Source organism: Shewanella sp. 492, assembly GCF_059338445.1.
Window position 1 is genome coordinate 390,982 of sequence record NZ_CM181702.1, and the last position, 26,683, is coordinate 417,664.

The following is a 26,683-nucleotide window of genomic DNA, read 5'->3' on the forward strand; positions in this document are numbered from 1 at the left end:
CGTACATTTTAGCCGCTAGTGGTGGCTAATTGCTATCCTCTGGCATGAATTTTATATGCTATTTAGCATATTTTTTATTACAACAGATCTTGCGGGTCGCGATCTAAGCTCCAGCGGCACTTTTTGGCCAAGGGTAAGGCTTCGATTTGTGGTAGCGCGACCTCGAACGACTTTTGTAGCAGGCTGCGCTCTTTGGTTTGAAACATCAATTGGCGGCGAAATTTGCCCGCTTTCTTGTCCATGGGGGCAGGCATGGGGCCTATCACTTCACACTGCTCATTTTGCGGTAAGATAGCGGCAATCTGCGTTAAAAACTCGTCAGCATCTTCGGCGCGATGAGCTTCGGCGCGCAGCAGCAACATGTGCCATGCTGGCGGTAACAAGGCTTGCTTGCGCTCCTCTAATTGACCCCGAGCAAACTCACCGTAACCTTTGTGCATCAGCTCGCGCAAGATGGGATTATCGCACTGATGGGTCTGTAATAATACCGTGCCAGCTTTGCTGGCTCGCCCTGCGCGTCCCGACACTTGGGTATAGAGCTGGCCAAAGCGCTCTGGCGCGCGAAAATCGGCGCTAAAGAGGGCGCCATCTACGTCCAGCAACCCCACTAAGGTAACATCGGGAAAGTGATGCCCTTTTGCCAGCATCTGGGTACCGACCAAGATTTTATATTCCCCCTTGTGGATGGCATTGAGATGACCCTCGAGCGCCCCTTTGCGGCTGGTGGTGTCGCGGTCGATGCGCACCACAGGATATTGGGGAAACTCTTTCGCCAGCGCTTCGGCTAATTGCTCTGTGCCCACCCCTTGGCCCATCAACATGGTGCTACCACATTGATGGCACTGGCGCGGTATGGCGTACTGATTGCCACAATGATGACAGCGAATTTCGCCCAATGATTGATGCACGGTAAAAAAGGCATCACAGCGATCACACTCATGCAGGTGGCCACATTCATGGCACAACAGGGCGGGGGCGAATCCACGGCGATTGAGAAACAGCAGCACCTGATTGCCCGCATCGAGGTGAATACGCATCTCATTGAGTAGCGCATGAGACAGCCCATTTTTGAGCGGCTGATTACGAATATCGATAATGCCTTGGCGCACTTTTTCGGCCGCGCCGGCGCGTTCCCCTAAGCTTAGGTGTTGGTAGCGACCGCTAAGGGCATTTTGCAGGGTTTCCAGTGACGGCGTGGCGCTGCCAAGTAACACGGGGATTTTTTCTAAATGGCCACGCATCACGGCTAAATCGCGGGCGTGATAGCCCACCCCCTCTTGCTGTTTAAAGCTGCTATCGTGCTCTTCATCTAAGATGATAATGCCGGGATAACGCATCGGGGTGAACAGCGCCGAGCGCGTGCCAATAATGATGGCCGCTTCACCCGCGCGAGCCTGTCGCCAGGCGCTAAGGCGCTGATTGTCCGTCAATCCTGAGTGGATCACCGCGACTTGCACCTTAAAACGTTGCTTAAAACGGCTGATGGTTTGCGGTGTTAGGCCAATTTCGGGGACTAAAATGAGTGCTTGCTTCCCCTGTTTGAGCACGGTTTCTAGCAAGGCTAAATAGACCTCTGTCTTGCCCGAGCCGGTGATCCCTTCGAGTAAGGTGCTGTGATAGCCTGTTTGCTGGTTGAGGGTTGCCACCGCAATTGCCTGCTCTGGATTGAGCTTATGGGGCTCTTCATCGAGGGTTAAGTTGTCACGCCAGCTAAGGTCGAGTTGATTGGCTCTGTCTTGGTGGGTTATCCAGCCACGCTCCTGCAATGCTTTTAGCGCGGGTTTACTCAGTTCGAGCGCGTTTAATTCTTCTTGAGTCAGCTCACCTTGCAGCAAATGTTGCATCACTTTGCGTTGGGCTGGCGCGCGCTTTAAGGTGTCGAGATCGGCAGCTTGCCCTGCGCTGGTTAGGCACCAAAAACGGGTGCTTTCGGCGCTAACCTGTGCGCCTTTTCGTAAGGCGACCGGCAGGGCTTGGGAGAGCATTTGGCCCACACTGCAAAAATAGTAGCGCGCCGCCCATTGAGTCAGTTGATATAAAGAGTCGGGCAGCAGTGGCTCAGTATCTAAAAATTCACTTACCGATTTTATCTGCTGCGGCGCTAAATCACAGGTGTCAGTTACCCCTGTGACCAAGCCTATAAGTTGCTGACGACCAAATGGAACTTTCACGCGCACGCCTTTGACCGCCAGAGGGCTGTCGCTCTCTTTGACGCGATAACTAAAGTTTTGGCGTAGTGGGACGGGCAGGGCAACTTCGACAAACACAGACATAAAACCAGACAAGCAAACTTAAGGTAGAGCAAGTGTAACCAGCGTACATCGTTAGGGCTACCACTATCTTTTCTTGGCGGCGGTTTTACTATATTTTCGGGAGCTTAGTGGCGTTGTGGTCCCTGTTGCAGTGGATAAATAGATTGAATCGTTAGCTGGATTTGTGCTTAATAGTTGTACGGTTTTTGACTATAAAAATGTGGCTATGAAAACTCTGATGTACCTCCTATTACTCGCGCAGCTATCGGTAAGCCACTTTGGCTGGGCGGCAGTGACTCACGTGAGTATTAATCAAGTGCAATTTAATCTTGGGTTCAATCCTAAGCTCAAACTTAACATAGTGACCGACCAGCCTAGTGTCGACAAATTGCAGTTTGTGGTGGCGCAGCAAAGTGGACAAGAACGTTTAATGGTTACACCGGTGAATAATTTTATGTTGCAACTCACCGGTCTTGAAGATGTGACCGACGCCAGTGCCGAGTTGATTGTGCAGGAGTATCACGTTAACCAGTGGCGCGAGGTTAAGCGGATTAAACTGTTTGATGCTGCTCGCTCAGCGCATTTCCCGGCTCAGTCTAAGCCAAGCATCACAGCCAAGCCGCTGGTGGCAAGCAATACGCTAACCACGCAATCCTCAAAGCCATTAAAAGCTCAGTCCAAGGCTCGGCAAAATGCTCCACAAGGGGATGTGGCAGCGGATTTGGTGCAGGCCGATTGTGAGTTAAACTACGATGCACAGCAAACCCTATGGCGTATTGGCAGTGCCTATGCCAAGCCGTGGCAACTGAGTCCTTATGGCGCCATGTTGGCGATTTTTGATGCCAATCCCAAGGCATTTAATCGAGGTAAAATCCATGGTCTGCGCGCCGACGTGGTGCTGCGTTGCCCATCACATCGCGTGAAGGAACGTTATCGCGATGCCAAGCAAGCTCAGCAGATATTTGAGGCCATGTAAGCTAAGCTCTATTGACTGCCTGAGCCTAGAAGTGAGCCAATACAGAGGCTAATGCTGCGCCTGGCAGGATGGCGAGTACAACGGTCATGATGATAATTACTCTGATAGGTGCAGCCTATGCTTGTATCTCCTGGTCGTATCCTGTACTATCTCGCGCCTGAATATTCTATTAACTGCATGTGGTGTCCGACTTCGGGTTGGAAGAGCGACATGGCCTTTAACTTGAGGTAATCCCAATGAAACCAGGCATTCATCCTGATTATGCAGAAATCACTGCAACTTGTACTTGTGGCAACGTTATTAAAGTAAACTCAACTGCAGGTAAGCCACTGCATTTGGACGTATGTGGTGCATGTCACCCATTCTACACTGGTACCCAGAAAGTTATGGATACTGGCGGACGTATCGACAAGTTCAACAAGCGTTTCGGCGCACTTGGCAAGAAGTAATTATTACTTTTGCAATGAACGTGAAAAAAGGTGCCTTAATGGCGCCTTTTTTGTTGCCTGCGATTTGAATGATTAACGGCTGATTATGGATTGTTGTGTAAGCTAAAGCCTGACAGTATGTAAGGTCAGTTTGATATAAAGTAGCCTGGGCCATTATCGATTTCAATTCATGAATGGTCATACTGAATTCAGGCTATCTAAGTGAACCGTTAATCGAAGGATATGATTATAGATGAACAGATACAGCAGATACCTACTCGTCTTATGCGGTTTATTGCCCTGCTACTGTTTTGCAGCCCAGCCCAGTGTCTGTGTGCCCACCCAATTCGATGAAACCGTGACACTCAGTCATGTTATCGATGGCGACACGTTAGTTCTCAGTGATGATCGCCAGGTACAGCTTATTGGTGTCGATGCACCAGAAATAGACTCGCAATATCCCGAATTATCTGAGCCGTTTGCCAATCAGGCACGTCAGTTTTTACTGCAACAGCTTCAGGCCGGACAAACGTTACAGTTAGCGTTCGATCGCAAACGTTTAGATCCCCACGGTAGAACCTTAGCTTATGTTTTCACTCAAGCGGGCGAGCATTTGCAAGAGTTGCTGCTTAATCATGGCTATGCTAAAAGCCGGGTGTATCACAATGATTACTTTTGGCAATGTTTCGACACATTAGAGCGCCAAGCCAGAGCAACAAAGCAGGGGTTATGGCGCCATCCTAGTTATCAAGCGAAGCGCGTTGAGCAACTTAACCGAGATGATTTGAACCGTTGGCGAGAGGTGGCTGGTACTGTGACCGGTTTTGACACAAAAGGGCAATATTTGTGGCTCATTATCGATGAAATATTTTATGTAGGCATACGTAGAGAAGAATCTGGTAAATTTAACAACATTTTGACCTTGGACTTGCTTCAAAGCCGCGTAATTGTGCGTGGAGAGTTGTATTATTCCTACAAAAAATGGCAGATGATCAGTTATCATCCATCCCAGATAAGTTTGCAAAATGAGCCTTAGCCTGTTTGCTGACATAATAAACTGAAATTTTCTAATATCTTGTTTAAAAAGTGGGTTGATTCGAGTATCTTAGCCTCTAACGACGCTACAGCTTAGCTCTGTTTGATTCAGGCTGAGATAGTAGGGCGTAAGACCTCACTCTAAGATTTAACTTGTCGCACTTTTCAGGATTATTAAGATGGCCGATTTTCGTCAACAAGCCCTTGACTACCATGAGTTCCCCGTTCCAGGTAAAACCGCAGTTAGCCTGACCAAGCCCGCCGAGACCAGTATGGATCTGGCGTTGGCGTACAGCCCTGGTGTCGCGGAACCTGTCCGTGAAATTGCCGCCAACCCTGATAACGCCTATCGCTTTACCGCTAAAGGAAATACCGTGGCAGTTATCTCTAACGGCACGGCAATTTTGGGCCTAGGTAACCTTGGACCGCTGGCGTCAAAACCTGTAATGGAAGGTAAGGCATTATTGTTCAAACATTTTGCTAATATCGATGCGACAGATATTGAAGTGAAACACCGTACAACGGAAGAGTTTATTAATACCGTTGAGGCCATTGCCGATACCTTTGGTGGTATTAACCTTGAAGATATTAAGGCGCCAGAGTGTTTTGAAATAGAAAAGGCCCTAATCGAGCGTTGTAACGTACCGGTATTTCATGATGACCAGCATGGTACAGCCATTGTTACCGCGGCGGGAATGATCAACGCACTAGAGATCCAAGGCAAAAAACTGGAAGAAGCGGTTTTTGTTTGTATGGGCGCTGGCGCAGCCGCGATTGCCTGTATGACCATGCTTGTAAAGTGTGGCGTGCAGCGTGAAAACGTTTACATGCTTGACCGTAAAGGGGTTATCCATACTCGTCGTGAAGATATTAACGAGTACAAAGCCCTGTTTGCCAACAACACCGACAAACGTACCTTACAAGATGTGATCAAAGGCGCCGATGCGTTCTTGGGTCTATCGGGTCCAGATGTATTAACCGCTGACGATGTTATGTTAATGGCCGACAAACCAGTGATTTTTGCTTGTTCTAATCCAGATCCTGAGATCAGACCCGAGCTTGCCCATGACGTGCGTAAAGATCTGATCATGGGAACGGGTCGCAGTGATTATCCTAACCAAGTTAACAACGTCTTATGCTTCCCATTTATTTTCCGCGGTGCGCTGGATGTGCGCGCCTCGCAAATTAACGATGAAATGAAGATTGCCGCAGTGCATGCGATTGCGGCATTGGCCAAAGAGCCAGTACCTGCCGCCGTATTGGCCGCTTATCCTGATGTCTCTGAGTTAACATTTGGCCCAGAGTATGTCATCCCTAAGCCGATGGATACACGTCTACTCTCAAACGTAGCCAAGGCGGTAGCGCAAGCGGCTATCGACTCGGGTGTGGCGGCGATAGAAATCTTGCCAGAGCACTATATGGCGTAAGCGATATCCCGCTGACTGATAAAGGGCCTGAGGGCCCTTTTTTTATTTGTACCCAATACGGTTTGTTTGTATGGTAATTAAGCTGATTTTGACTTTATCAGGGTTACATTTAGCCATTGGCTAACGAGCGTAGATAAACATTTGTCGCATTAATAAATTAACCATTTAATTTTATTGGTATAAAAACCAGTAGCAGCAAAAAATATAACAATAATTCTGCAGGAAGCGGCATGAAAGCAACTGTACTATTAACTAAAAAGCTCACCAGTTTCTGGCTGTTATCGCTAGTGGCAATGGCGTTTATTTTTCTGCTGACTGCGGTGTTTAGTGTCATGCAGCTGACCTATAAACAGCAGCGACAGCAAGTCACACAACTCAGCACTATTTTGTCGCAGCATCAAACGCCAGCGCATATACAAGGGCTCGATCTTTGGCTACCACAACTATTGTCGGCCTATCAGGCACAGCAGTTTGTGTTAACACGTCAAAATGAGGTGTTATATCGCTATGATAGTCCTCAAGGCGAGCGGCGCGTTATTCGTTATGAACGCTCTATTTTACCTGCAGCGTCGCTCACAAACTTATCATCAACTGCCGAGCAAATGGCGCTTACGTTTCAGCTCAGTGTGCCCCGCCCACTGCAACTTAATCAGATCAGTGGTTATGGCGTGTTGATCTTACTGCTAGGTCTAAGCGCCGTCGCGCTCTTTGTGCGCTGGGGATATCTCTGGTTAGCCCAACAACTCGAAGGCATTGAAGATTTAGCTAAGCGTAGCCACCTTATCTTATCTGGCGATTATGACAAAGCTTTGGCCGAACGTGGTCATGGGCGACCAAGGCTCATTAACCGTGCCTTAACACAATTGCTGCTGGAACTCGATGATGCGCAAAAACAGCGAGCGCGTTTCGATAAGGTGATTCGGTCTAACACCTTCCTTGATCCCGTCACGGGCATAGGAAATCGGTTGTTTTTAAAAAATCGGCTCGATGCGTTAAGTAACGATCAGGGGATGATCGCCCCAGGAGTGCTGTTGCTGCTTGAGATGGAAGATCTGGATCTATTGCAGCAAGAGCATGATGAGTTCACCATCCAAGAGATGCTGAGCCACACCATTAATGACATTAACCAGTTGCTCAACAGTTACGCTAACAGTATTTTTTCACGCCGTTCTTATAATCAGTTTGCCATTGTTATTCCGCAAATTTCCTTGGTCGATGTTGAAAAGCTGGTGGCTAAATTGCTTAAGGTCTGTTTGGCACAGCCATTGGATGACTTGGTTAATCGTGATGATTTTTTCCATATTGGTGTGGCTTATTTTAAGGTGGGCGACAGTAAAGAGCAGTTGATTGAAGAGGCGGAAATGGCGTTACGTGCAGCGCAGTTTCAGGGACCTAGCGGCTGGTTTATGTATGACAAGGGGGCCGTCGATGAAGAGTTTGCCCGAGGTTCGGTGCGTTGGCGCAGCTTTTTAGAATACGCCCTGGTGAACAAGCGGGTGGTTATCTATTCTCAGCCGGTGTTGGACAGTGATGGGGTAGAGCACCACAGAGAGGTGTCGAGTAGGCTACGCGACAGCAAAGGTAACTTGGTTCGGGCCACCCTGTTTTTACCCATGGCGATTAAGTGCGGTCTTACCCCTCAAATTGAGCGTCAGGTGATAGAAGCTGTGTTATTTGACTTGTTAGGCAGCAACCCTCAAAGCACTCAGCGTTACAGTATCAATCTTAGCCTCGATACCCTGACCAGCCGGGCATTTATTCGTTGGTTTAAAACCACCTTACTCGAATACCGTAATCTGGCATGCAAACTTATTATTGAGGTCAATGAAGATATTGTGGTCAATAATATTGAGCAGTTAACGCCCACATTGAATATGATCAGTAAAATGGGGGCTAGCCTGTGCGTTGACCGAGTTGGCCAACAGGTGGTGAGCATGCAATACATCACTAGCTGTAAATTCGATATCATTAAATTGCATCGTTCTATCGTGCGGCAGATTCATTTACGCCAAGAGAATCAATTGTTTGTAAGAAGCCTTATCGGCGGCTTATATCGCGCTGAAGTGCGGGTGTTTGCCGAAGCGATAGAGTCATTCGAAGAGTGGCAAACCCTTAAAATTCTAGGGGTCAGTGCCGGGCAGGGCAGCCTGTTTAGCGATCCGGTACAAGAAATATAATAGTGAGAGGGGTAAGGGCGTTGGCAAATATGACTATGCTAGAGTGAACTAAATTGAAGATATCGCATGGTTCTGGGCTTTTTTCTATAAAATTAAGAAATTAGTCGCTACAATGACCACAATTTTTTCGATGTTTAACACTTACCCTCTGGTTCGATATTGCGCTGTGATTGGATTTTTTGGTGGTTTGGGTGTCTCAACTCAGATTGGGCATAACATAGTGGGCACAGCTTAATGCAACAACGTTTTTTCAGTAAACTGGCTTTTTGGCAAACATCACACCCTAGTGCTAATGTTGGTGTTTATATTGGCGTCGACGAACTGACGGTATATTGCGGGGCTGAATCGCCAGCCTTGATTAAAATTCCGCTAATCAAACATGATTGGCATCTTGCTTTGGCAAGTCTTGCTGAACAAATTCCCGCTGCCAATATGCACATTGTCCTTAGCGATTGCTATTACCAATTGCTACTAGTCGACAAGCCACCGGTTGCCGATGAAGAGATAAGCCAAGCCTTATTTTGGTCGATTAAAGATATGGTGGTCAAACCCGTCAATGCGCTGCATTTAGATTATTTTGAAGCGCCGCAATCGAGTAGCAACAAGTTAACTGTGGTGGTGGCCGAGCGTGCCATGCTCAGCGCTTTGGCGTTGGCCGCTAAGCAACATGAACTCACCATTGCCGGCATCAGTATTGAAGAGATGGCCATCAGTAATTATCAGGTGAATGACAATCAAGCGAGATTGGTCTTGTGCCATATGCCAAACAGTGAGCTGATGCTGGCTGTGATTAAGCAGGGGCAACTGTTTATGCAGCGCAGCGTCAGAGGCTTTAATCAGATAGATACGGTATCGGCGGCGGATCTGCGTTTAGGTATAGCCGATAATCTGAGTATCGAGCTGCAACGCTCGATGGATTACTTTGAAAGCCAATTCCGTCAAGCCCCGGTGGCCTCAATTGACTTGTTAATGGAAGGCGATCGTAATGAGTTGGCTAATTTGCTATCGGCCAACTTTGACCAGCAGGTCGAGGTGATCCCCTGCGAGCGCGTCGCAGACAAACTGGCTGAGCTTGCTTACGCCGAGTTTAGTCGAGATGCTCAACAGGAGGTGGCGTAGATGGCGCAAAAACTCAGGGTTAACCTATTTCATCCCTCACTGTTACCCCCCCAATTACGGCTCTCTTTTGCACGTTTATGCCAAGTGGCGATAGCGGTGGGACTCTTGTTACTGATAGCCAATGGCATCACCTATTGGAGCGTTAATCGTCTGCAGCAACAACATACGCAATTAAGCGCGCAAAAGGCAGACTATGACCGCCAAAAACTGCAGTTAGAGCAGCAGCTCGGCGCGCGCGGGGCTTCACCGACGTTAGTGGCTAAGGTGGATCTGGTGACCCAGCAGCTTGAGCTGAAACGCCAATTGCTGGGTGAGCTCGGCCAAGTGCAAGCGCTCACCAGTCATGGCTACTCCTCCTTATTAACCGACTTGGCCAGTGTGGCAGACAGTCGCACATGGCTGACCCGTATCCAGATTATGGAAAAACAAGTGATATTTGAAGGCTACAGCAGTGCGCCGCAGGATGTGCCGCGTTGGGTGGAGCGTTTAAAGCAGGTCGATACCTTAAAAGGGCAAGCCTTTAGCACCTTGACCATCAGCCGGGGCGAAGGCGAGCCGCTGTCATTCGTGCTTCGCAGTGAAGCCGCAAAGGAGTCGAGCCAATGAAGCCATTTTGGTCCCAATGGGGCGCTCAGTTTAATGTACTCACTCAGCGTGAGCGGCTGATGATAGCTGGCGCTGCGCTTATGGTTATCGCTGCGCTACTCTATTTTCCATTAGAGTCGTTACTGCTTAAGCGTGATACGCTGCAGCGTCAAGTAAGCGCGATGACCACAGAAAACAAGGTCTCAATGCAGCAAATTGAACTCTATCAGCAGCGCTTAGCCCAAGATCCCGACCAAGAATATCGGCAACGATTAACCACGTTAGAGCAACAGTTGGCGGATATCGACCAACAGCTGTCATTTCAGATGGTTGATATGGTGCCAGCTGAGCATATGCCGGCGATGTTGAGCCAATTGCTGGGGCAGATTAAAGGAGTGAAATTACATTCGTTCGATACCCTCGCTCCACAACCTTTACTGCCGGTCGGTGATCAAGACAAGCTGAATTTGTACAGTCATGGTATTAAGCTCACCTTCGTGGGCGACTATTTTGCCACGCTGAAGTTTGTGCAAGCGGTAGAAAATATGCCCAATAAGCTTTACTGGAAGCAGCTCGATTACAGCGTCGATAAGCACCCTAAGGCAAGCGTGGTATTGGAGTTATACACCTTAAGTATCAATAAGGACTTTATCAGTGTGGCGAAATAAGATGAAATCTGGCTTAGCCTTGTTGATTGCTTCAGCCTGTATGCTGGTTATCCCGGCGCAGGCGCAATCGTTACGGGATCCGACTCAACCGGGCGTTGGCGCGGTGTCGCACTCAGTCAGTCAACAACAAGGGGCTGATACACTTAAATTAAACAGTGTGTTGATATCGGATAATAGCGCGACCGCGATTTTTAATAATAAGATGTTCACCCTAGGTGACCGGGTACAAGGGGTTAAAATAGTGCGCATTAACGCCAAAGGCGTGTGGCTAGCCGATGGCCGACACTTCTCCTTGTACCAAGCCGTAACAGAGACTAAGGGACAATAAATGACCGCAATAAGAACCTTCACGCCACTCGTGGCGCTGCTTTTAGTGGCATGTCAGACAACGGATCGTCCGCAGCCTGTCGAGTCAAAGTCGGCATTATCCAGCTCTATTTCTCAGCAAGAATATCAGGTGAATATGCCGCCAGCGGCTGTCATGCCAGACTCGGTGCAGCGTGAGCTTGCCTCGGCCTCATTACTGGGGAGCCCAGCGCCCATGATGCCCCCAGAGCGACGTTTCGATGTGTCGGCTAATGACGTTGATGCCAAGGTGTTTTTTCCAAGCCTAGTGCAGGGCACCCCACTGAGTGTGGCGGTGCATCCCAATGTCAGCGGCACGATCTCACTGTCATTAAAAGGGGTGACATTGAGTGAAGCCTTGCAAGTCGTGGAAGATATTTATGGCTATGAAGTGAGTCGTGATGGGCGTATTTTACGCGTCTATCCTGCGGGCATGCGCACCGAGACCTTCGCGCTAAATTACCTGCACATGGAGCGCAACGGCCTTTCGCTCACTTCGGTCAACTCGGGACGAATCTCCGATACCAATAACTCAAACAGCAACAGCAATAACAACGGTAACAATAATAACGGTAATTTTGGCTCCAATAACGATTCGAACAACAATAACAGTAACGACACCACCAATGGCACCTTTATCCGGTCGACCACCAAGAGTGATTTTTGGGGCGACTTGAAAGAGACCTTAGTGTCGATTGTTGGCGAGACAGGCAACGGCCGCCAAGTGGTCATTACGCCGCAGGCCGGTTTAGTCACGGTTCGCGCCTTTCCTAACGAGTTACGTCAGGTGAAAACCTTCTTGCAAACTGCCGAGAGTCACCTGCAACGGCAAGTGATCCTCGAAGCCAAAATTTTAGAGGTCACCTTGTCGGACGGTTATCAGCAGGGGATCCAGTGGGATAACGTCGTGGGCACCGCTTTAGCCAATGGTAATACCAGTGTTAACTTTGGTACCTCGGCGGGTTCGTTTGGCGATCAGATCAGCGCCGCGATAGGGGGCGTAACCTCCTTACAAATCACTGGCAGTGATTTCGCTAGTATGATCACCTTGCTCGATACCCAAGGCGATGTCGATGTGCTGTCTAGTCCAAGGGTGACCGCCTCGAACAACCAAAAGGCGGTGATTAAAGTGGGCAGCGACGAGTATTTTGTCACCGACGTCTCTTCAACTACCGTGGCGGGCACCACACCAGTTACCACCCCGGAGGTAGAACTGACGCCATTTTTCTCTGGTATCGCCCTAGATGTTACGCCGCAAATCGATGCCGAAGGTAATGTGTTACTGCATGTTCATCCGTCGGTTATCGACATTAAAGAGCAAAATAAATCCATCAAAATTTCTAACAGCACTCTGGAGTTGCCACTGGCACAGAGCGAGATCCGCGAGTCAGATACCGTGATTAAAGCGCGCACCGGTGATGTGGTGGTGATTGGTGGTTTGATGAAGAGTGAAAATATTGAGCTGGTTTCTAAAGTGCCCTTCTTAGGCGACATCCCCTTGCTTGGTGAGGTATTTACCAACCGCAGTCAGTCACTGAGAAAAACCGAGCTGGTGATTTTACTCAAACCTACCGTAGTCGGTGCCGATACTTGGAAGGCTGAGCTTGAACGCTCAAAAGCCTTGCTCGACCGTTGGTATCCAGAGCCTGTAAAGGAGTAGCGTCATTTGTATCAGCAGCACTTTGGCATGGCGCAGACCCCGTTTTCATTAACGCCCAATACGGAGTTTTTCTTTGGGCTAGCGCCTCATGTTGAGGCGCTGCAAGTGCTGCAAACGGCGTTGCAAACTGGCGAAGGCTTTATCAAGGTGATTGGCGAGGTCGGCACAGGTAAGACTCTTCTCTGCCGCAAGCTGCTTAATGATATTCCCGCTCGGTTCCATTGTGCGTACCTGCCGAATCCTTATCTCACGCCCGCTGAACTGCGCTGGGCGGTTGCGTTAGAGCTGGGGCTTAAATACTCAGCCAATATTGATCAACAGCAGCTGACCACCTTAATTCAGCAACAGCTGATCGCCTTATCGGCCCATGGTCACGCCATTGTGCTGGTGTTAGATGAGGCTCAGGCGTTGCCTGACGAGAGCCTCGAGGCGCTGCGGCTATTTACCAATCTCGAAACCGAAAGCCGTAAGTTATTGCAGGTGGTGTTGTTTGCCCAACCAGAATTAGATGAACGTTTGAGTTTAAAGCCGTTTCGCCAGTTAAGGCAGCGCATCACCTTTAGCTATCGATTACGGCCGTTAACCTATGACGAAACCGCCGCTTATCTCACCCATAGGTTACACATTGCGGGCTATCAAGGCGCCGCGTTATTTTCACCCAGTGGTTGTCGGCATATTGCCAAGGCGGCACGAGGGATCCCAAGGTTGATCAATATTTTGTCTCATAAAGCGCTGTTATTGGCCTTTGGTGAAGGGGCGTCACAAGTGCTGCCTCGTCATATTCGTGCAGCCATTAGCGATACCGAAGATGCAGGAGCCGAGCGGCGCAGTCCACGTTGGTGGTTTGCTGCGATTGCCACCGTATCAGTACTCTCTATCGCGGTGTGGCGCTGGGTGAGTGGGGCTCTCGTATGAGTGTGATTAATACCATGCTCAAAGATCTCGATAAGCGTCAGCAAGCTCAGCCCATAGAAACCCTTCCTGTGCCTGAGGTGCAGTATGTTGCACCTACGCCGGGTGCTTTTGCTCGTCTCTTGCCTTGGGCTTTACTCTTGTTATTGTCTGTATGTGGCACTATTGGCGCCACCATGGCGTGGCAGCAGCTGGCCATTTTAACCCAAAATAATACCCAGCTTGAGCAAGACTTACAGCAAGCGCAGCTGCCCGCAGTCAATGTCGCGGCACAAGAGTTAGCGTCATCTGAGCCTACAGAAGCAAAGGATATGAACGCGCTGGCAGAGTCACAGCAGCAGTTGCCTGATGTCGCGGCTAAGGGGATAGATAACCAAACATTAGTGGCGAATATCACGACAAATGCGAAGGCAAACCCCAATACCGATAGCAGTCCCCATGGCAGCGTCGATGCCATCACTGGCGACAATGCGGGCAGACATATTGCGATGCAACATACATCAGACAAAAATAGAGTAGCCGCCAGTGAGGTGAATCAACAACTAGTGCGCCAGCCTAACGCGGCAGAGCCTCGTCAAGTGGCAGGTGCAATGGCGGTGAAAGAAGTTAAGCTCACGCCATCGGCACTGGCCCAAAAGCGGTTTGCTTTAGGGCAGAGAGCACAAAATGAGGGGCAACTTCAGCAGGCCCAGGACTATTTTTCTGAAGCGATTGGCCTCGATCCTAGCCTGCATCAGGCAAGGCAACATTTAGCGGCGCTCTACTATGGTCAAGGGCGGCTCGGCGATGCCGACAGCACGTTAGCGCAAGGGCGAGTCTTGTATCCTGAACATTTTAATTATGCCCTACTGCAAGCCAGGCTGTATGAGGCATCCGGGGCCATAGATAAGGCATTAGCGGCGTTAGCGACGATTCCTGATGCTGATCTGCTTGCAGTGCAAAAGTGGACCATGCAGAGCCATTTAGCGCAGCAAGTACAACAGTTTGCGTTGGCTGAGCAGAGTTATCGCCAGCTGACGAGAGTCGATCCCAATCAAGCCAAATGGTGGATGGGGCTGGCCTATGCGCTCGACTCTCAGCAACAGTTTTTATCCGCGAAACAAGCCTATCGCCAAGCGTTGGCTCTCGATGGCTTATCAGCCTCTGCCAGCGCCTTTATCGAACAACGTTTAGCGCAGTTAGGAGATGTTGAGTGAAACCCAAGTTAAAAATGCGCCTAGGCGACCTGTTGGTACAAGAACAGATCATTAGCGAAGAACAGCTAATTCAGGCCTTGGCGGAGCAAAAAAAGTCCGGTAAAAAACTGGGGCGCACCTTAATCGATCTGGCTTATATCAGTGAAGAGCAGCTACTGAGGTTTTTATCTCAGCAGCTTAATATTCCCTTTTTGGATATCAGCCGCCGAGCGATCGCACCGCAAGTGGTGAATTTACTGCCAGAGGTTCAGGCGCGCCGTTATCGCGCCTTAGTGGTTGAAGATCACGGTGACAGCGTGTTAGTGGCCATGAGCGATCCGGCCGATCTGCAGGCGATGGATAACATCGAAGTGTTGCTTGCCCCTAAAACGATCCAAATTGCGGTGGTGACCGAAACTCAACTGCTGCACGCATTTGATAATTTGTATCGCCGCACAGGTGAAATTGCGCAGATCGCGGGCAAGCTCGATGAGGAGTATGCCGCCGACGATCAATTTAATCTGGCCAGTTTGACCGATGCCGACAGTGACAATGAAACCACAGTGGTTAAGTTACTGCAGTCGATTTTTGAGGACGCGGTGCAGATGCGCGCCTCGGATATTCATATTGAGCCGGGCGAAAAAGTATTGCGTATTCGTCAGCGTATTGATGGCCAGTTGCAGGAGCATACCCTGTCGGAAGTCAATATCGCAGCCGCGCTAGTGTTACGCCTTAAGTTGATGGCTGGGCTGGATATTTCAGAGAAACGTTTGCCCCAAGATGGCCGTTTTCACATGACGGTCAAGGGCCATAAGATTGATGTGCGTATGTCGACCATGCCGATTTATCATGGCGAATCTGTGGTGATGCGTTTGCTCGACCAATCCGCTGGGCTGTTAACGCTTAATGAAACCGGCATGCCGCCTGCCATGCTCGCCCGAGTACGGCGACAGATTAAGCGTCCCCACGGTATGCTATTGGTGACGGGGCCCACGGGTAGCGGTAAAACCACCACCTTGTATGGTGTACTCAGTGAACTCAACACCGCTGATCGTAAAATTATTACTGTTGAAGATCCGATTGAATATCAATTGCCTCGCATCAATCAGGTGCAAGTGAATCACAAGATTGGCCTAGATTTTTCTAATGTATTGCGCACCACGTTACGTCAAGATCCCGACATCATCATGGTGGGGGAGATGCGTGACCAAGAAACGGTCGAAATTGGCCTGCGAGGCGCGCTTACCGGTCACTTTGTGTTATCGACCCTGCACACTAACGATGCCGTGACCAGTGCGCTGCGCTTACTCGATATGGGCGCCGCCAGTTACTTGGTGGCCAGTGCGCTGCGGGTCATTATTGCTCAGCGTTTGGTGCGCCGGGTATGCCAGCATTGCGCGCAGCCCTATGAGATGAGCGCCCAAGATAATGCCTGGCTTAGTTCGGTAAGCAGACGTGATTTTTCCCACGCCAATTTACGTATCGGTACAGGTTGTCAAAGCTGTGGTGGTAGCGGTTATCGTGGCCGAGTGGGGGTGTTTGAAATTTTAGAACTCGATGATGCCATGATTGAGGCGATGCGCAGTGGTAACCCACAAGATTTTGCCGCTGCAGCTTATCGCAGTCCTAACTTTACGCCATTGGCCGAATCGGCCTTTGATTACCTCGCCCAAGGCATCACCACCATAGAGGAAGTGGCTAAGTTGGTAGAGGATGCCTCTGAGACCCAGATACCGCTGGCGAGTCAGATGCATAGCCCACAGAGTGAGGGATAACCATGCCGGTTTATCAGTACCGTGGTAGAGACGCCCAAGGCAAGGCGGTGACCGGACGGCTCGACGCCGTATCGGCAAGCGCCGCCGCCGACCAATTAATGTCGCGCGCGGTGATCCCTCTAGAGCTGATTGAAACTAAACCTAAGCGTGACTTTAATTTAGGAACCCTGTTTAAAGGCAAGGTAGGGTTAGATGAGTTACAAATTTTTACTCGGCAGATGTACTCATTAACACGTTCAGGGATCCCTATTTTACGCGCGATAGCAGGGTTGTCGGAGAGCACCCATTCACAGCGAATGAAGCTGGCGTTAAAAGATATTTCTGAGCAGTTGACCGCTGGTCGGCCCTTATCGTCGGCGATGAATCATCATCCAGATGTCTTTGATGCGCTGTTTGTGTCGATGATCCATGTGGGAGAGAACACGGGTAAGCTCGAAGATGCTTTTATTCAGCTCTCGGGTTATATCGAGCGCGAACAAGAGACGCGCCGTCGAATTAAAGCCGCGATGCGCTACCCCATTTTTGTATTAATCGCCGTAGCGTTGGCCATGGTGGTGCTTAATATTATGGTGATCCCCAAGTTTGCCGAGATGTTTTCTCGTTTTGGTGCTGACTTGCCTTGGGCCACCAAATTGTTGATCGCCACCTCGAACTTTTTTGTCAATTATTGGTATCTATTATTGCTGGGGCTGCTGCTGGGGTTTGTTGGGATCCGCTACTGGCATAACAGCGAGAAGGGCGAGAAACAGTGGGATCAGTGGAAGCTCAAGATCCCTGCGGTGGGCAGCATTATCGAGCGCTCGACCCTATCACGTTATTGCCGTAGCTTCTCGATGATGCTCAGCGCTGGCGTGCCAATGACTCAGGCGCTCAGCCTCGTCGCCGATGCAGTCGACAACGCCTATATGCATGACCGCATCGTGGCGATGCGCCGTGGTATCGAGTCGGGTGATTCTATGCTGCGGGTGTCGAATCAGAGCCAGTTGTTTACGCCGCTAGTGTTGCAAATGGTGGCCGTCGGTGAAGAGACCGGTCAAATCGATCAACTGCTTAACGATGCCGCCGATTTTTATGAAGGGGAGGTCGATTATGATCTCAAAAATCTCACCGCAAAATTAGAACCTATTTTAATTGGGATTGTCGCAGTCATAGTATTGATTTTGGCCCTAGGAATTTACTTGCCGATGTGGGACATGCTTAATGCGGTCAAAGGGGGTTGAAAAATGAGGCCGCGCACTTATATTCGGCAGGTATTGGGTAGGTGCTAGATGCAGCGACAACAACTCGCCGATAGTGAGTTAATCAAGCTTTACGGCAAGGTGGTCGCCATCGTGGTGGTGTTGATCATGTTAGCGGTATTAGCGTTTCGTTTTATGGGGAGTGTCGAGGATGTCTCTGCCCAAGGGTTGAAAATGGAACATACCCGTTTAGTAAACGTACTTGCCATGGTGCGCTCTCAGTGGTTGAGACAAGGTCGGCCGGACACTTTGGTGTTGCACTGGTCGACAGGTGAGGCGAGCCCCAGCGTTGAGCCAGTGCTGATTAATCAACAAGGGCTGCCAACCCTTAAGCACGCAGATGAGGCCGGGTGTCGGCAGTTGTGGTTGCAGTTATTGGGGCCAAAACCTCAGCAGGTTGCTGTAAGAGTTGCAACGACCGATAGTGGGCCAGTTTGTGAGTATGTCAGCCGCAATGGCGATAAGTTAAGTTATCAGTTAAATAGCGGCCGAGTTATTTGGAAAAATTTGACTAAATATTGATATATCAATAGTTTTTAATTTTTGTGTAACTGTTAGAATTAGCGCTATATAGCATAGAGGCAATAAATATGAATATGACCACCAAGATGGGACGACTAAAGCAGCAAGGGTTCTCGCTTATTGAGTTAGTTATTGTCATCGTGATCTTGGGCATTTTAGCGGCAACCGCGATCCCGCGTTTTCTGAATGTGACCGATGATGCCGAAGATGCCAGCGTCGATGGCGTTGCTGGTGGGCTTGCCACTGCAGTTAGCTTTGTGCGTTCACAGTGGGAAGTTGATGGTCGCAATGCGAACAGTGTCGTACTCGACGGCACCACCATTTCATTGGATCCCCGCTTTGGTTTTCCAACAGCGACAGTGCCTAACGCCAGTGATGTCACGCAGATGAGCGATGCCAGTTGCCAAGAGGTATTTAATGCCATATTACAGAGCCCACCGCGTAATGTGCTTTATACCCAAGATGCGCGTAATCAAAGGTTTACTGCGAGAGTGCTAGACGGTAGTGGGGGCAGCGCGGTTGATCTCAATGGTGATCTAGTCAGTAATATCGATTTGTGTGTTTATCATCAAGTCAATTCATTGGCATTAGATCAAGCTAGTGGTATTGCCACTCCGACTCCAGATTTAGATGTGGGTAAAGGGGTGACCTATAACCCCGCAACAGGTGCAGTAGTGAGCTTCACTCATTAATGTCATTAAGCCTAAGTCATTTATATAATTTATTATTTTTAATTAAAGGAAACACAGTATGAAAAAACAACAAGGCTTTACGCTTATTGAGCTTGTCGTGGTGATTATTATTTTAGGTATTTTGGCGGTCACCGCCGCGCCTAAATTTATTAACTTGCAAAGTGATGCGCGCGCATCGACCATCGCCGGCTTAGAGGCGGCGCTGAAAGGGGGCGATAGCCTTATCTATTCCAAGTCGCTGATTGCCGGGAATGAAGCGCTGGGCGTTGGTGACGGTCCAACTGTTAAAGTTGATGCTGCCGGAACCCCTGTAAAGCTCAATTATGGACATCCTATTGCAGAATGGACCGGCAGCTTAGAGCATGTTTTGGATATCGATGTATCTCTTGAGTCAGCTGACGATGAGACGACTGAGTGGGTTTATTTGGAAGTCGGTGCAGAAAAGAGCATCTACTTTTACCCTCAAGGGCAAGACAGCCCTAAAGCAGATGCACCGGATACAGGCGCTTGTTATGTCCAATATCAGAACAACCTTGATGCACCTGGTAGTATAACTATCACCAGCGTGACCACGGGTTGTTAATAAAATACCCAATGAAAAGGCCTGCTTAGCAGGCCTTTTTTGTCACTGCTTTTTATACGCATCATTTTTACCAAGCTGTGCTATAAAAATCTGAAATGGGCGGCATTATTTGCCATACTCATTGAGTTACTAGAAAATATAACGCTATCAGCGGTTTGTGGGCGGAATATCAATGGGAAAACAGCAAGGCATTACCCTTGTGGAGTTAGTGACCACTATCATGTTGATTGCCATCTTGTCTGTGGTGGTGTTGCCACGGTTTTTTTCTGCTAGCAATTTTAGTGCCTTCACCTTAAGAGATGAGTTTATCGCCGAATTGCGACGGGTGCAGTTGATGGCGATGAATAATCAAGACCGTTGCTATGGCGTCAATGTCGATAAGAAGGCCTACCGGATGATGATCTACCAAGAGGATTGCAGCAGCGTTATCGTGACAGGTACAGCGCAAGCACTGCCCAATAACACAGCATTAAGCCTTAACGGCCTGTCGGTGTTTGCGCTGCAATTTGCCCGTGATGGCAGTGTCCCCGCATGCAGTAATGGTTGCGATATTAAGGTGAGCGCCGATGAGGTGTTAACGCTTACGATTGAAAGTCAGGGCTATATCCATGGGCGCTAACACTTACCATCGCAGTTACTTTATCCGCCGCCTAGATCATCATGGGGCGCAAGGGTTTACCTTAATCGAGCTGGTGGTCGGCATGTTAGTGCTCAGCATCGCCTTGGTGATGCTATCGACCATGCTGTTTCCCCAAGCCGACCGCGCCGCCGAGACTCTGCATCGTGTACGCTCGGCCGAGTTAGCCCATTCATTACTCAATGAAATTTGGGGCAAACGTTACGATCAAAACACCAACCCTAATGGCGGCGTGCCAGCATGCGGCGCCGCAGCGCGCCCCGAGAGAGGCTTGCCAGCAGGCTTACCCTGCACCGCAGAGAGTGACTTTGGCGCCGCTGGGTTAAACCGTAATGCCTATCGTGATGTGGACGATTACCATAATCTTTCCCAAGATAATCTCATGCTTAACTCCTCGCGCACCTATGCGCAAGAATATCCCAACTATCAACTTGCGGTGCAGGTTACTTACCCTAATGGCGATAGCAATAGTAAATTAATCACCATTACGGTGATCACGCCCAGTGGCGAAGCCATCGTCTATAACGCGCTGCGGAGTAACTACTGATGCACTATCGCTTCCTAAGTGTTCATACCCGCCGCCAGCACTCTGGGTTTACGCTGGTTGAGATGGTAACAGTGATCATTATTTTAGGGATTTTAGCGGTCGGCGTGAGCAGTTTTATCGTGCTGGGCACCCGTATTTTTGTTGAATCGACTTCGGTCGATCAGGTGTTGAGCCAAAGCCGATTTGCCATCGAGCGTATGACGCGCGAGCTACGTAACGCGCTGCCTAATAGCATCCGCGTTACCCCAGCATCGACCACTTACCAGTGCATCGAATATTTGCCCATCATGAGCAGTGCCAGTTACCTGCAACTGCCTATCGCGCCAGGTGGGGCTGCCGCTAGCGGCAGTATTATGCAGCCATCACAAACGATTGATGAGGCTCATAAAATGGTAGTTTACCCGCTAACGGCTGCGCATGTTTATGGCGCAACGCCTGCAGGGACGACAGGGCGCATGTTTGATATTAAACAGGTGAATGGCAGTTTGGTGGAGTTTCACCGCGCGGTGCGTTTTGATGAAGCGTCGCCGCAGCGGCGCTATTTTACGGTAACGGAGTCCGTCAGTTACTGCTTTTTGGCCAGCGGCGAGGTGAGGCGTTATAGCGGCTATAATCTTAGTGCCGCTCAGCCTAGCCCCGCTCAGATGGGGGCTGGGGTATTGATGGCCGAAAATGTGGTGAATAATCTCATCAGTGACGCGCCCATTCGTTACACACCTGGAACCTTAATGAATAATGCGGTGGTGCAGTTAAGCCCACTATTTGAGGTTAACGGTCAAACATTTCAATATCAGCACCAAGTGCAGGTGATCAATGTCCCCTAAGACGAACCCTATAATATCATCGACCTTGAGTGCCCAGCGTGGTGGCGCCTTGGTGATCGGCCTGTTTGTCATCACAGTGATGTTTTTGCTGGCCTCGGCGCTGATTAATGTGGTGCAAGATGCTGACGAACAGGTGAATTTAGAGGTGCTGGGCACTCGGGCTTTTGCCGCAGCCAACAGTGGCGCCGATGTGGCGCTAGCACGCTTATTTCCGCTCGATGCGAGCGCCGGAGAGTGCGATTACAGCGCTCAATCTTGGACGCCACCCAATGTGGTGGGCTTTAAGGGGTGTAGCGTCCAGCTTGCATGCCGAGTGACCGATTACAGTGGCGCAGTGCAGTACCTCGTTAGCAGTGAGGCTACCTGCTTCGCAGGGCCATGTGACGGTGATAATTGCATGAGAGTTAACCGTAAAGTAGAGGTCGAGGCGCGTGATTAAATATAAGTTAGCCAGTTTATGTCTATTGGTCGCGGGGTTTTCATCACCGTTACTGGCTTTTGACGCCATTGACTTTTCAACGGTTTTTCCTGCCGTGGTGCAGGCACATCATGGTGACGTTGGTGGATTGTGTTCTGATAACAATGCCAATAAACACCAATTACAACAAAGTGGCAATGCACGCATTAATGGCACCCAGGGTAAGGCATTGGCTTTTTGTTCATTTAACGATACCAGCTCTCGCCCTGTTGCAGGTTGCGATACCTTATCGGGTAATGACAGAGCCTGCTCAATTACCGGCATCGATATTGATGGCCTGTCATTAACCGGTCGTAATGCGTTTAAAGGCAGTAACAGTAAATTTAAATATGACCGTTGTAGTGCTGGTGAGCTGTTTATCGATAACTCCGAGATGGGGGATATCAAACTCGGTGATGCCTGCACCATACGTTTTTCTGCGACGAACAGTGAATATCGAATTAAATCATTAGATCTCGATGATGGCTCAGTGCTGATAATGCCCGCCGGAGATTACTGGATTGATGACTTTGCTAAGGGCAAGGCCAACGAGCTGGTTTTTAAGCCGCAAGGTGATGTGAGAGTTTTCATCAAAAAGAAAGTGAATTTTGATGATGTGCGCATTGAAGCTAATCCGCAGGGTGATACCACCATTATTGGGTACGACAAAGTCGAGATTAAGGGTGATTCAATCATCAATGCCTTTATTTACAGCGATCGAGAAACCAAATTAAAAGATGAGGCCATCGTCAGGGGGCGCATTACCGCCGCAAAGTTGACCATGCAAGATACCAGTTCGGTTTTCGCCACGGCGCGAGTGGGGAAGTTCGATCTCAAATTTGGCAGAGCGACAGTGGGGAATGTGGTTTTTGATACCCCATTTGCTAATGATGTTACGCCACTGGTGTTTGTCATGCCGACCATTAGCGCTAATGCTACCAATAATGATGGTCCTGCGTCGGTGTTTCTGTCACAAGTCTCATCCCGAGGGTTTAGTTGGCGCCAAGTTCAGCCACCTCAATCAGATCAGGTTGCTCAACCTATGGCGGAGATCCATTGGGTCGCAGTACTTCCTGGAGAGTATGTGTTATCCGATGGTACACACCTGCAAGCAGGGCTCGTTGATATTAACCTTCCCATTTATGATAGAAGTGAAAACTATCAAGAGGTAGCCACCAATCGGCGTTTTGATGTGGTGCTGAATCAAATTCAATCTTCAGCGAACCGCTGCTGGTTAACCAGTACAACAAAATGGAATGACAGCAATATTTCCCTTGGTATCGATGTATCTGAGGTCGTTGAGGCGGGTCAGGGGGAAGGGTTTGGTAATAAATTATGCCAGCCAGAAGGTACCCAGTTAAACCGGCTCAATAGTGAACAAGTGGGGTATTTGGCCTTAGAAAGTGGTAACGGTATCATCACGTTAGATGGACGCGATGTACGGTATCAATTTGGCTCAGACGCCATGACGAGCAATGCAAATTATGCAGTGAGTCCACAAAGCCAATGTAATTATTTAACACCCTTAATAGGCTTTAACCATTCGCCCACCTTAGTGGCGGGTAAGCAGTCGCGCAATGGCACTAACGGTGGTTGGCTCAGGCGATGTCAGTTGAGTCGTGATAATGTCAGCATGGTGACCGATGAGGACCAATATCAAAATAGCGAGCGTTATCATCTGGGTGAAGCTTACGGTTTTGTGGCGTTAGAGTGGGTCGATGACGCTCCGGTATTAAGCTGTTTTGAGGATAATTTTAACCGAGCCGATCTCGGCAGTGACTGGGCCATTAAAACCCTAGGGAATTCAGCACCGCCGGCGATTAACGGCCAGCGTATGCGCATTACTCCAGCCAGTCGTAATCAATCTTCTTCGAGTACTTTTCAGCGTTTATTTCCGGCTGAAGATAATCTCGTCCAGGTCGAATTTGATTACTTTGCTTGGTCGCCAGTTGGTGGAAATGGCGGTGATGGGGTTACCATTATTTTATCCGATGCGTCCATCACACCTCAGCCTGGCAGTTTCGGTGGAGCCTTAGGTTATGCCCCCAGAGACAATGGCACACCGGGCTTTGCGGGTGGCTGGATAGGCATAGGTCTAGATGAGTATGGTAATTTTGCCAATCCCAATGAAGGTAAAACGGGTGGCCCAGGATTTCGGCCGCAGTCGGTTACGCTGCGAGGTTCAACCAGCAGCAGCTATCGTTATCTGGCGGGCACGGCGGCTAATCTAAATCCGGCAATAGATGTGAGAGGCACTAATACTGCTGGGCCCAATCATCGCTATCGGATCACGGTTGATTCACGTAATTCAGGCCAAGCACTAGTCTTGGTTGAGCGTGATATTAAAGACGGTAATGGGTTTAAGGTATTAGTTCCCGAATTTGATGCGCGTAACATTAATGGGCAAGGCGGGGTGCCAGATGACTTTTATCTCTCTATTACTGGCTCGACCGGTGGCGCTAACAACAACCATGAAATTGATAACTTTGAAGTGTGCGCCCTTGATTCTCGACCTGTTGGCCAGCAGGTACACCATTTCGAGTTCGACTATTCGAGCAACCCATTAACCTGTAATCCAGAGCCCATGACGCTGCGGGCGTGTCGTAATGCCCAGTGCGATCTGTTCACCGGCCCGGTAACGGCTTATCTTGCGCCAGCGGCAATGGCTAACGGCGGTTGGCTCGGCGGTGGAGCGGTAAATTTAGTCGATGGCATTGCACAAGTCAGTCTCAGGTCAAATACTCCTGCGCCAGTAACAATTGGCGTGACCAGTTCGACTCCCGCCACGATTGCTGGCAGCGATACCCTGTGTCGCAAGGGGAATGGGCCGCTCGATGTGGCCAGTTGTACCTTAAGCTTTGCCGAAAGTGGTTTTATTATGGCGGTGCCTGATGAGCTGTCGAATAAACCTGCTAAGGACATTTGGGTAAAAGCAGTAAAGCAGGGCGATGCCAATCAGCAATGCGTACCCGCTTTTCAAAATCAACGTAAAACCGTGAGTTTTTGGAGTGATTATATCTCGCCCTCGAGCGGCACCCTACCTGTGGTTGTCACCACCGAGGCGGGTGAAAAATCTGTCGGTGTCTCGCAGGCCAGTGCCGAGGGGGTAGAGTTAGTTTTTGATCAAAATGGCCAAGCGCGCATTGAGGTTAATTACGCCGATGCCGGCCAGATGCAGCTCAATGCTCGCTATAGCGGCAGTGGCGAGGAGCAGGGTTTAATCATGAATGGCAGCAGTAAATTTGTGCGCCGCCCGGTGGGCTTATGTATCGAGTCTGCCGTGTGCAGCGATTGCACTGTCAATGGCGCGCCATTTTCTCGAGCTGGTGAGCCATTTGAGATGACCGTTAAAGCGATGGCGTGGCAATCTGATAACGATAGCGATATTTGCAGTGGTAACAAGGTGACACCTAATTTTGCCTTAAGCGGGATTGAATTGACCCATGAGTTGGTCAGTCCCACACTGAACGAAGGGGGGGAGAAAGGCACCCTAGGGCTAACCGAATATGAGCAACAATCCGGCGAGCAGTTGCTTCAGCAGTCGATTTCTGAAGTTGGGGTCTTTAATTTTTCGGCGCAGCCACGTCCGTTTAGTTATTTTGGCTATAGTATCGCTGGCGCGACAAGCGGCAACATAGGTCGCTTTACGCCTTACTATTTAACCGTTACCCCTGTGGAGCCATCGCTGCAGAGTGCTTGTGGTAGCTTTACCTATATGGATCAACCATTCGGTTTCAAGTCTGGGCTGGAACCGCGTTTATTGGTTATCGGTAAAGATAAGCAAGGTAATGAAACCAAAAACTATCAGATTGGCGATTGGTGGAAATACACTAATAATTGGGATAAGCGGATATTTAGCAATACTGCGGGCTCATCGTTGCCGCCCTTGGTTGAAGTCGATGCAGGTGAAATAGGCTATTTATCGGGGAGCGAGGATACAGCGCGCTCGGCCTATTTGCTCAACAGCTCGCTCAGTTACGAGCGAACCCCAACACCGATTGCGCCGTTCGATGCCTTGCTAGAGCTACAACTATCAAGCGATGACCTTAAGGATAGCGATAATATTTGCTATCAAGCCAAGGCGAACGCCAGTTGTAGCGGCATCAACTTTGACGACATTGGTCTCAATGATGATGTGCAATTACGTTATGGTCGCATGGTGTTAGAAAATGGCTATGGCCCAGAATCAGAAAGCCTGCGCTTACCACTGAAAGCCGAATATGTTGCCAGCGTTAGCGCTAACGGGGAAGCTGAATGGATGACGAACAAACTCGATAATTGCAGCCTGTATGAGGTAACGAGTTCAGCGGATGCGGGTGAGTCCAGTACCACAGGTCTCTATATGGCGCCCCCCAGCGGTTTTCCTGAGGTGACGGCCTACAGTGAGCCTGGGCTCACTCTGCAACGCAGCACACTAAATTTTGGCAATGAATATCTGTATTTTTCGATCCCCAATGCCAGTGGTCAAGTGCCGTTAAAGCAACATGTGGCGCCGTGGTTAAAATGGTTTTGGAATTACGATGGAGTAGCGCCAAGTAACTTGTATGATCCACGTGCGAATGCTTACTTTGGCACTTATCGAGGTCACGACAAGGTGATATTTTGGCGTGAAGTACGTTAAGCCAATAGTGAGTTATTAACTGGTTATG

23 protein-coding genes are annotated in these 26,683 nt (G+C 49.4%); 22 read left to right on the plus strand and 1 reads right to left on the minus strand.

From position 1 onward, the window contains the following. Window positions 1–77: 77 nt before the first annotated feature. Window positions 78–2,273 carry a primosomal protein N' gene (gene priA / locus AC5YBX_RS01805; protein ID WP_494524272.1) on the minus strand — a complete coding sequence of 732 codons (2,196 nt, stop codon included), beginning with the start codon at window positions 2,271–2,273 and terminating at the stop codon, window positions 78–80. A gap of 205 nt (window positions 2,274–2,478) precedes the next feature. Here priA and AC5YBX_RS01810 point away from each other — a divergent pair, with 205 nt between their 5' ends. The 22 genes from AC5YBX_RS01810 (at window position 2,479) to AC5YBX_RS01915 (ending at window position 26,655) form a co-directional block, all read left to right on the plus strand. Continuing rightward, window positions 2,479–3,228: a FimV/HubP family polar landmark protein gene (locus tag AC5YBX_RS01810; protein WP_494524273.1), complete on the plus strand. Its 750-nt coding sequence runs from the start codon at window positions 2,479–2,481 to the stop codon at window positions 3,226–3,228. A gap of 236 nt (window positions 3,229–3,464) precedes the next feature. Beyond that, window positions 3,465–3,677, plus strand: coding sequence for a 50S ribosomal protein L31 (gene rpmE / locus AC5YBX_RS01815; RefSeq protein ID WP_110455686.1), 213 nt, complete (start codon window positions 3,465–3,467; stop codon window positions 3,675–3,677). A 232-nt stretch (window positions 3,678–3,909) separates the two neighbouring features. Further along, window positions 3,910–4,692 carry a thermonuclease family protein gene (locus AC5YBX_RS01820; RefSeq protein ID WP_494524274.1) on the plus strand — a complete coding sequence of 261 codons (783 nt, stop codon included), beginning with the start codon at window positions 3,910–3,912 and terminating at the stop codon, window positions 4,690–4,692. 178 nt (window positions 4,693–4,870) lie between these two features. Beyond that, a complete protein-coding gene (locus AC5YBX_RS01825) occupies window positions 4,871–6,118 on the plus strand; it encodes a malic enzyme-like NAD(P)-binding protein (RefSeq protein WP_494524275.1) in 1,248 nt (415 codons plus the stop codon). Window positions 6,119–6,348: 230 nt separating this feature from the next. Beyond that, window positions 6,349–8,295, plus strand: coding sequence for an RNase E specificity factor CsrD (csrD, locus tag AC5YBX_RS01830; protein WP_494524276.1), 1,947 nt, complete (start codon window positions 6,349–6,351; stop codon window positions 8,293–8,295). 234 nt (window positions 8,296–8,529) lie between these two features. Further along, window positions 8,530–9,414 carry an MSHA biogenesis protein MshI gene (locus AC5YBX_RS01835; protein ID WP_494520226.1) on the plus strand — a complete coding sequence of 295 codons (885 nt, stop codon included), beginning with the start codon at window positions 8,530–8,532 and terminating at the stop codon, window positions 9,412–9,414. After that, complete coding sequence (locus AC5YBX_RS01840; protein ID WP_494520225.1) at window positions 9,415–10,020, plus strand: PilN domain-containing protein; 606 nt, start codon at window positions 9,415–9,417, stop codon at window positions 10,018–10,020. It begins immediately after the preceding gene. Further along, the gene (locus AC5YBX_RS01845) at window positions 10,017–10,667 is read left to right on the plus strand and encodes an MSHA biogenesis protein MshJ (protein ID WP_494520224.1); all 651 of its coding nucleotides are present in this window, start codon (window positions 10,017–10,019) and stop codon (window positions 10,665–10,667) included. The genes AC5YBX_RS01840 and AC5YBX_RS01845 overlap by 4 nt, the downstream gene beginning before the upstream one ends. Window position 10,668: 1 nt before the next feature. Continuing rightward, complete coding sequence (locus tag AC5YBX_RS01850; protein WP_494520223.1) at window positions 10,669–10,995, plus strand: AKAP95 family protein; 327 nt, start codon at window positions 10,669–10,671, stop codon at window positions 10,993–10,995. After that, entirely contained in the window at window positions 10,996–12,672 is a 1,677-nt protein-coding gene (gene mshL, locus AC5YBX_RS01855) for a pilus (MSHA type) biogenesis protein MshL (protein ID WP_494520222.1), read from the plus strand. 6 nt (window positions 12,673–12,678) lie between these two features. After that, window positions 12,679–13,587, plus strand: a complete 909-nt coding sequence (locus tag AC5YBX_RS01860; RefSeq protein WP_494524277.1) for an ExeA family protein — start codon at window positions 12,679–12,681, stop codon at window positions 13,585–13,587. Continuing rightward, complete coding sequence (locus AC5YBX_RS01865; protein WP_494524278.1) at window positions 13,584–14,780, plus strand: tetratricopeptide repeat protein; 1,197 nt, start codon at window positions 13,584–13,586, stop codon at window positions 14,778–14,780. Before AC5YBX_RS01860 ends, AC5YBX_RS01865 begins: the two co-directional genes overlap by 4 nt. Further along, on the plus strand, window positions 14,777–16,534 hold the full coding sequence (locus AC5YBX_RS01870; RefSeq protein ID WP_494520219.1) for a GspE/PulE family protein: 1,758 nt from the start codon (window positions 14,777–14,779) through the stop codon (window positions 16,532–16,534). Before AC5YBX_RS01865 ends, AC5YBX_RS01870 begins: the two co-directional genes overlap by 4 nt. A 2-nt stretch (window positions 16,535–16,536) precedes the next feature. Further along, window positions 16,537–17,754: a type II secretion system F family protein gene (locus tag AC5YBX_RS01875; RefSeq protein ID WP_494524279.1), complete on the plus strand. Its 1,218-nt coding sequence runs from the start codon at window positions 16,537–16,539 to the stop codon at window positions 17,752–17,754. Between the two features lie 48 nt (window positions 17,755–17,802). After that, window positions 17,803–18,294 (plus strand): hypothetical protein, encoded by a 492-nt coding sequence (locus AC5YBX_RS01880; RefSeq protein ID WP_494520217.1) that lies wholly within the window; start codon window positions 17,803–17,805, stop codon window positions 18,292–18,294. A gap of 68 nt (window positions 18,295–18,362) precedes the next feature. Continuing rightward, a complete protein-coding gene (locus tag AC5YBX_RS01885; RefSeq protein ID WP_494520216.1) occupies window positions 18,363–18,986 on the plus strand; it encodes a prepilin-type N-terminal cleavage/methylation domain-containing protein in 624 nt (207 codons plus the stop codon). 58 nt (window positions 18,987–19,044) lie between these two features. Next, a complete protein-coding gene (locus AC5YBX_RS01890; RefSeq protein WP_494524280.1) occupies window positions 19,045–19,569 on the plus strand; it encodes a type II secretion system protein in 525 nt (174 codons plus the stop codon). A gap of 172 nt (window positions 19,570–19,741) precedes the next feature. Then, window positions 19,742–20,188 (plus strand): pilus assembly FimT family protein, encoded by a 447-nt coding sequence (locus tag AC5YBX_RS01895; protein WP_494524281.1) that lies wholly within the window; start codon window positions 19,742–19,744, stop codon window positions 20,186–20,188. Next, window positions 20,178–20,753 carry a prepilin-type N-terminal cleavage/methylation domain-containing protein gene (locus AC5YBX_RS01900; RefSeq protein WP_494524282.1) on the plus strand — a complete coding sequence of 192 codons (576 nt, stop codon included), beginning with the start codon at window positions 20,178–20,180 and terminating at the stop codon, window positions 20,751–20,753. The genes AC5YBX_RS01895 and AC5YBX_RS01900 overlap by 11 nt, the downstream gene beginning before the upstream one ends. Continuing rightward, a complete protein-coding gene (locus AC5YBX_RS01905) occupies window positions 20,753–21,577 on the plus strand; it encodes a PilW family protein (protein ID WP_494524283.1) in 825 nt (274 codons plus the stop codon). Before AC5YBX_RS01900 ends, AC5YBX_RS01905 begins: the two co-directional genes overlap by 1 nt. After that, on the plus strand, window positions 21,567–22,016 hold the full coding sequence (locus AC5YBX_RS01910) for an MSHA biogenesis protein MshP (RefSeq protein WP_494524284.1): 450 nt from the start codon (window positions 21,567–21,569) through the stop codon (window positions 22,014–22,016). Before AC5YBX_RS01905 ends, AC5YBX_RS01910 begins: the two co-directional genes overlap by 11 nt. Beyond that, window positions 22,009–26,655 carry a DUF6701 domain-containing protein gene (locus tag AC5YBX_RS01915; RefSeq protein ID WP_494524285.1) on the plus strand — a complete coding sequence of 1,549 codons (4,647 nt, stop codon included), beginning with the start codon at window positions 22,009–22,011 and terminating at the stop codon, window positions 26,653–26,655. Before AC5YBX_RS01910 ends, AC5YBX_RS01915 begins: the two co-directional genes overlap by 8 nt. The last annotated feature ends 28 nt before the right edge of the window (window positions 26,656–26,683 follow it).

Bases quoted from the DNA above. Each gene is read 5' to 3' on its own strand.
- priA (WP_494524272.1), bottom strand. From the start codon at position 2,273: ATGTCTGTGTTTGTCGAAGTTGCCCTGCCCGTCCCACTACGCCAAAAC.
- AC5YBX_RS01810 (WP_494524273.1), top strand. From the start codon at position 2,479: ATGAAAACTCTGATGTACCTCCTATTACTCGCGCAGCTATCGGTAAGC.
- rpmE (WP_110455686.1), top strand. From the start codon at position 3,465: ATGAAACCAGGCATTCATCCTGATTATGCAGAAATCACTGCAACTTGT.
- AC5YBX_RS01820 (WP_494524274.1), top strand. From the start codon at position 3,910: ATGAACAGATACAGCAGATACCTACTCGTCTTATGCGGTTTATTGCCC.
- AC5YBX_RS01825 (WP_494524275.1), top strand. From the start codon at position 4,871: ATGGCCGATTTTCGTCAACAAGCCCTTGACTACCATGAGTTCCCCGTT.
- csrD (WP_494524276.1), top strand. From the start codon at position 6,349: ATGAAAGCAACTGTACTATTAACTAAAAAGCTCACCAGTTTCTGGCTG.
- AC5YBX_RS01835 (WP_494520226.1), top strand. From the start codon at position 8,530: ATGCAACAACGTTTTTTCAGTAAACTGGCTTTTTGGCAAACATCACAC.
- AC5YBX_RS01840 (WP_494520225.1), top strand. From the start codon at position 9,415: ATGGCGCAAAAACTCAGGGTTAACCTATTTCATCCCTCACTGTTACCC.
- AC5YBX_RS01845 (WP_494520224.1), top strand. From the start codon at position 10,017: ATGAAGCCATTTTGGTCCCAATGGGGCGCTCAGTTTAATGTACTCACT.
- AC5YBX_RS01850 (WP_494520223.1), top strand. From the start codon at position 10,669: ATGAAATCTGGCTTAGCCTTGTTGATTGCTTCAGCCTGTATGCTGGTT.
- mshL (WP_494520222.1), top strand. From the start codon at position 10,996: ATGACCGCAATAAGAACCTTCACGCCACTCGTGGCGCTGCTTTTAGTG.
- AC5YBX_RS01865 (WP_494524278.1), top strand. From the start codon at position 13,584: ATGAGTGTGATTAATACCATGCTCAAAGATCTCGATAAGCGTCAGCAA.
- AC5YBX_RS01875 (WP_494524279.1), top strand. From the start codon at position 16,537: ATGCCGGTTTATCAGTACCGTGGTAGAGACGCCCAAGGCAAGGCGGTG.
- AC5YBX_RS01880 (WP_494520217.1), top strand. From the start codon at position 17,803: ATGCAGCGACAACAACTCGCCGATAGTGAGTTAATCAAGCTTTACGGC.
- AC5YBX_RS01885 (WP_494520216.1), top strand. From the start codon at position 18,363: ATGAATATGACCACCAAGATGGGACGACTAAAGCAGCAAGGGTTCTCG.
- AC5YBX_RS01890 (WP_494524280.1), top strand. From the start codon at position 19,045: ATGAAAAAACAACAAGGCTTTACGCTTATTGAGCTTGTCGTGGTGATT.
- AC5YBX_RS01895 (WP_494524281.1), top strand. From the start codon at position 19,742: ATGGGAAAACAGCAAGGCATTACCCTTGTGGAGTTAGTGACCACTATC.
- AC5YBX_RS01900 (WP_494524282.1), top strand. From the start codon at position 20,178: ATGGGCGCTAACACTTACCATCGCAGTTACTTTATCCGCCGCCTAGAT.
- AC5YBX_RS01905 (WP_494524283.1), top strand. From the start codon at position 20,753: ATGCACTATCGCTTCCTAAGTGTTCATACCCGCCGCCAGCACTCTGGG.
- AC5YBX_RS01910 (WP_494524284.1), top strand. From the start codon at position 21,567: ATGTCCCCTAAGACGAACCCTATAATATCATCGACCTTGAGTGCCCAG.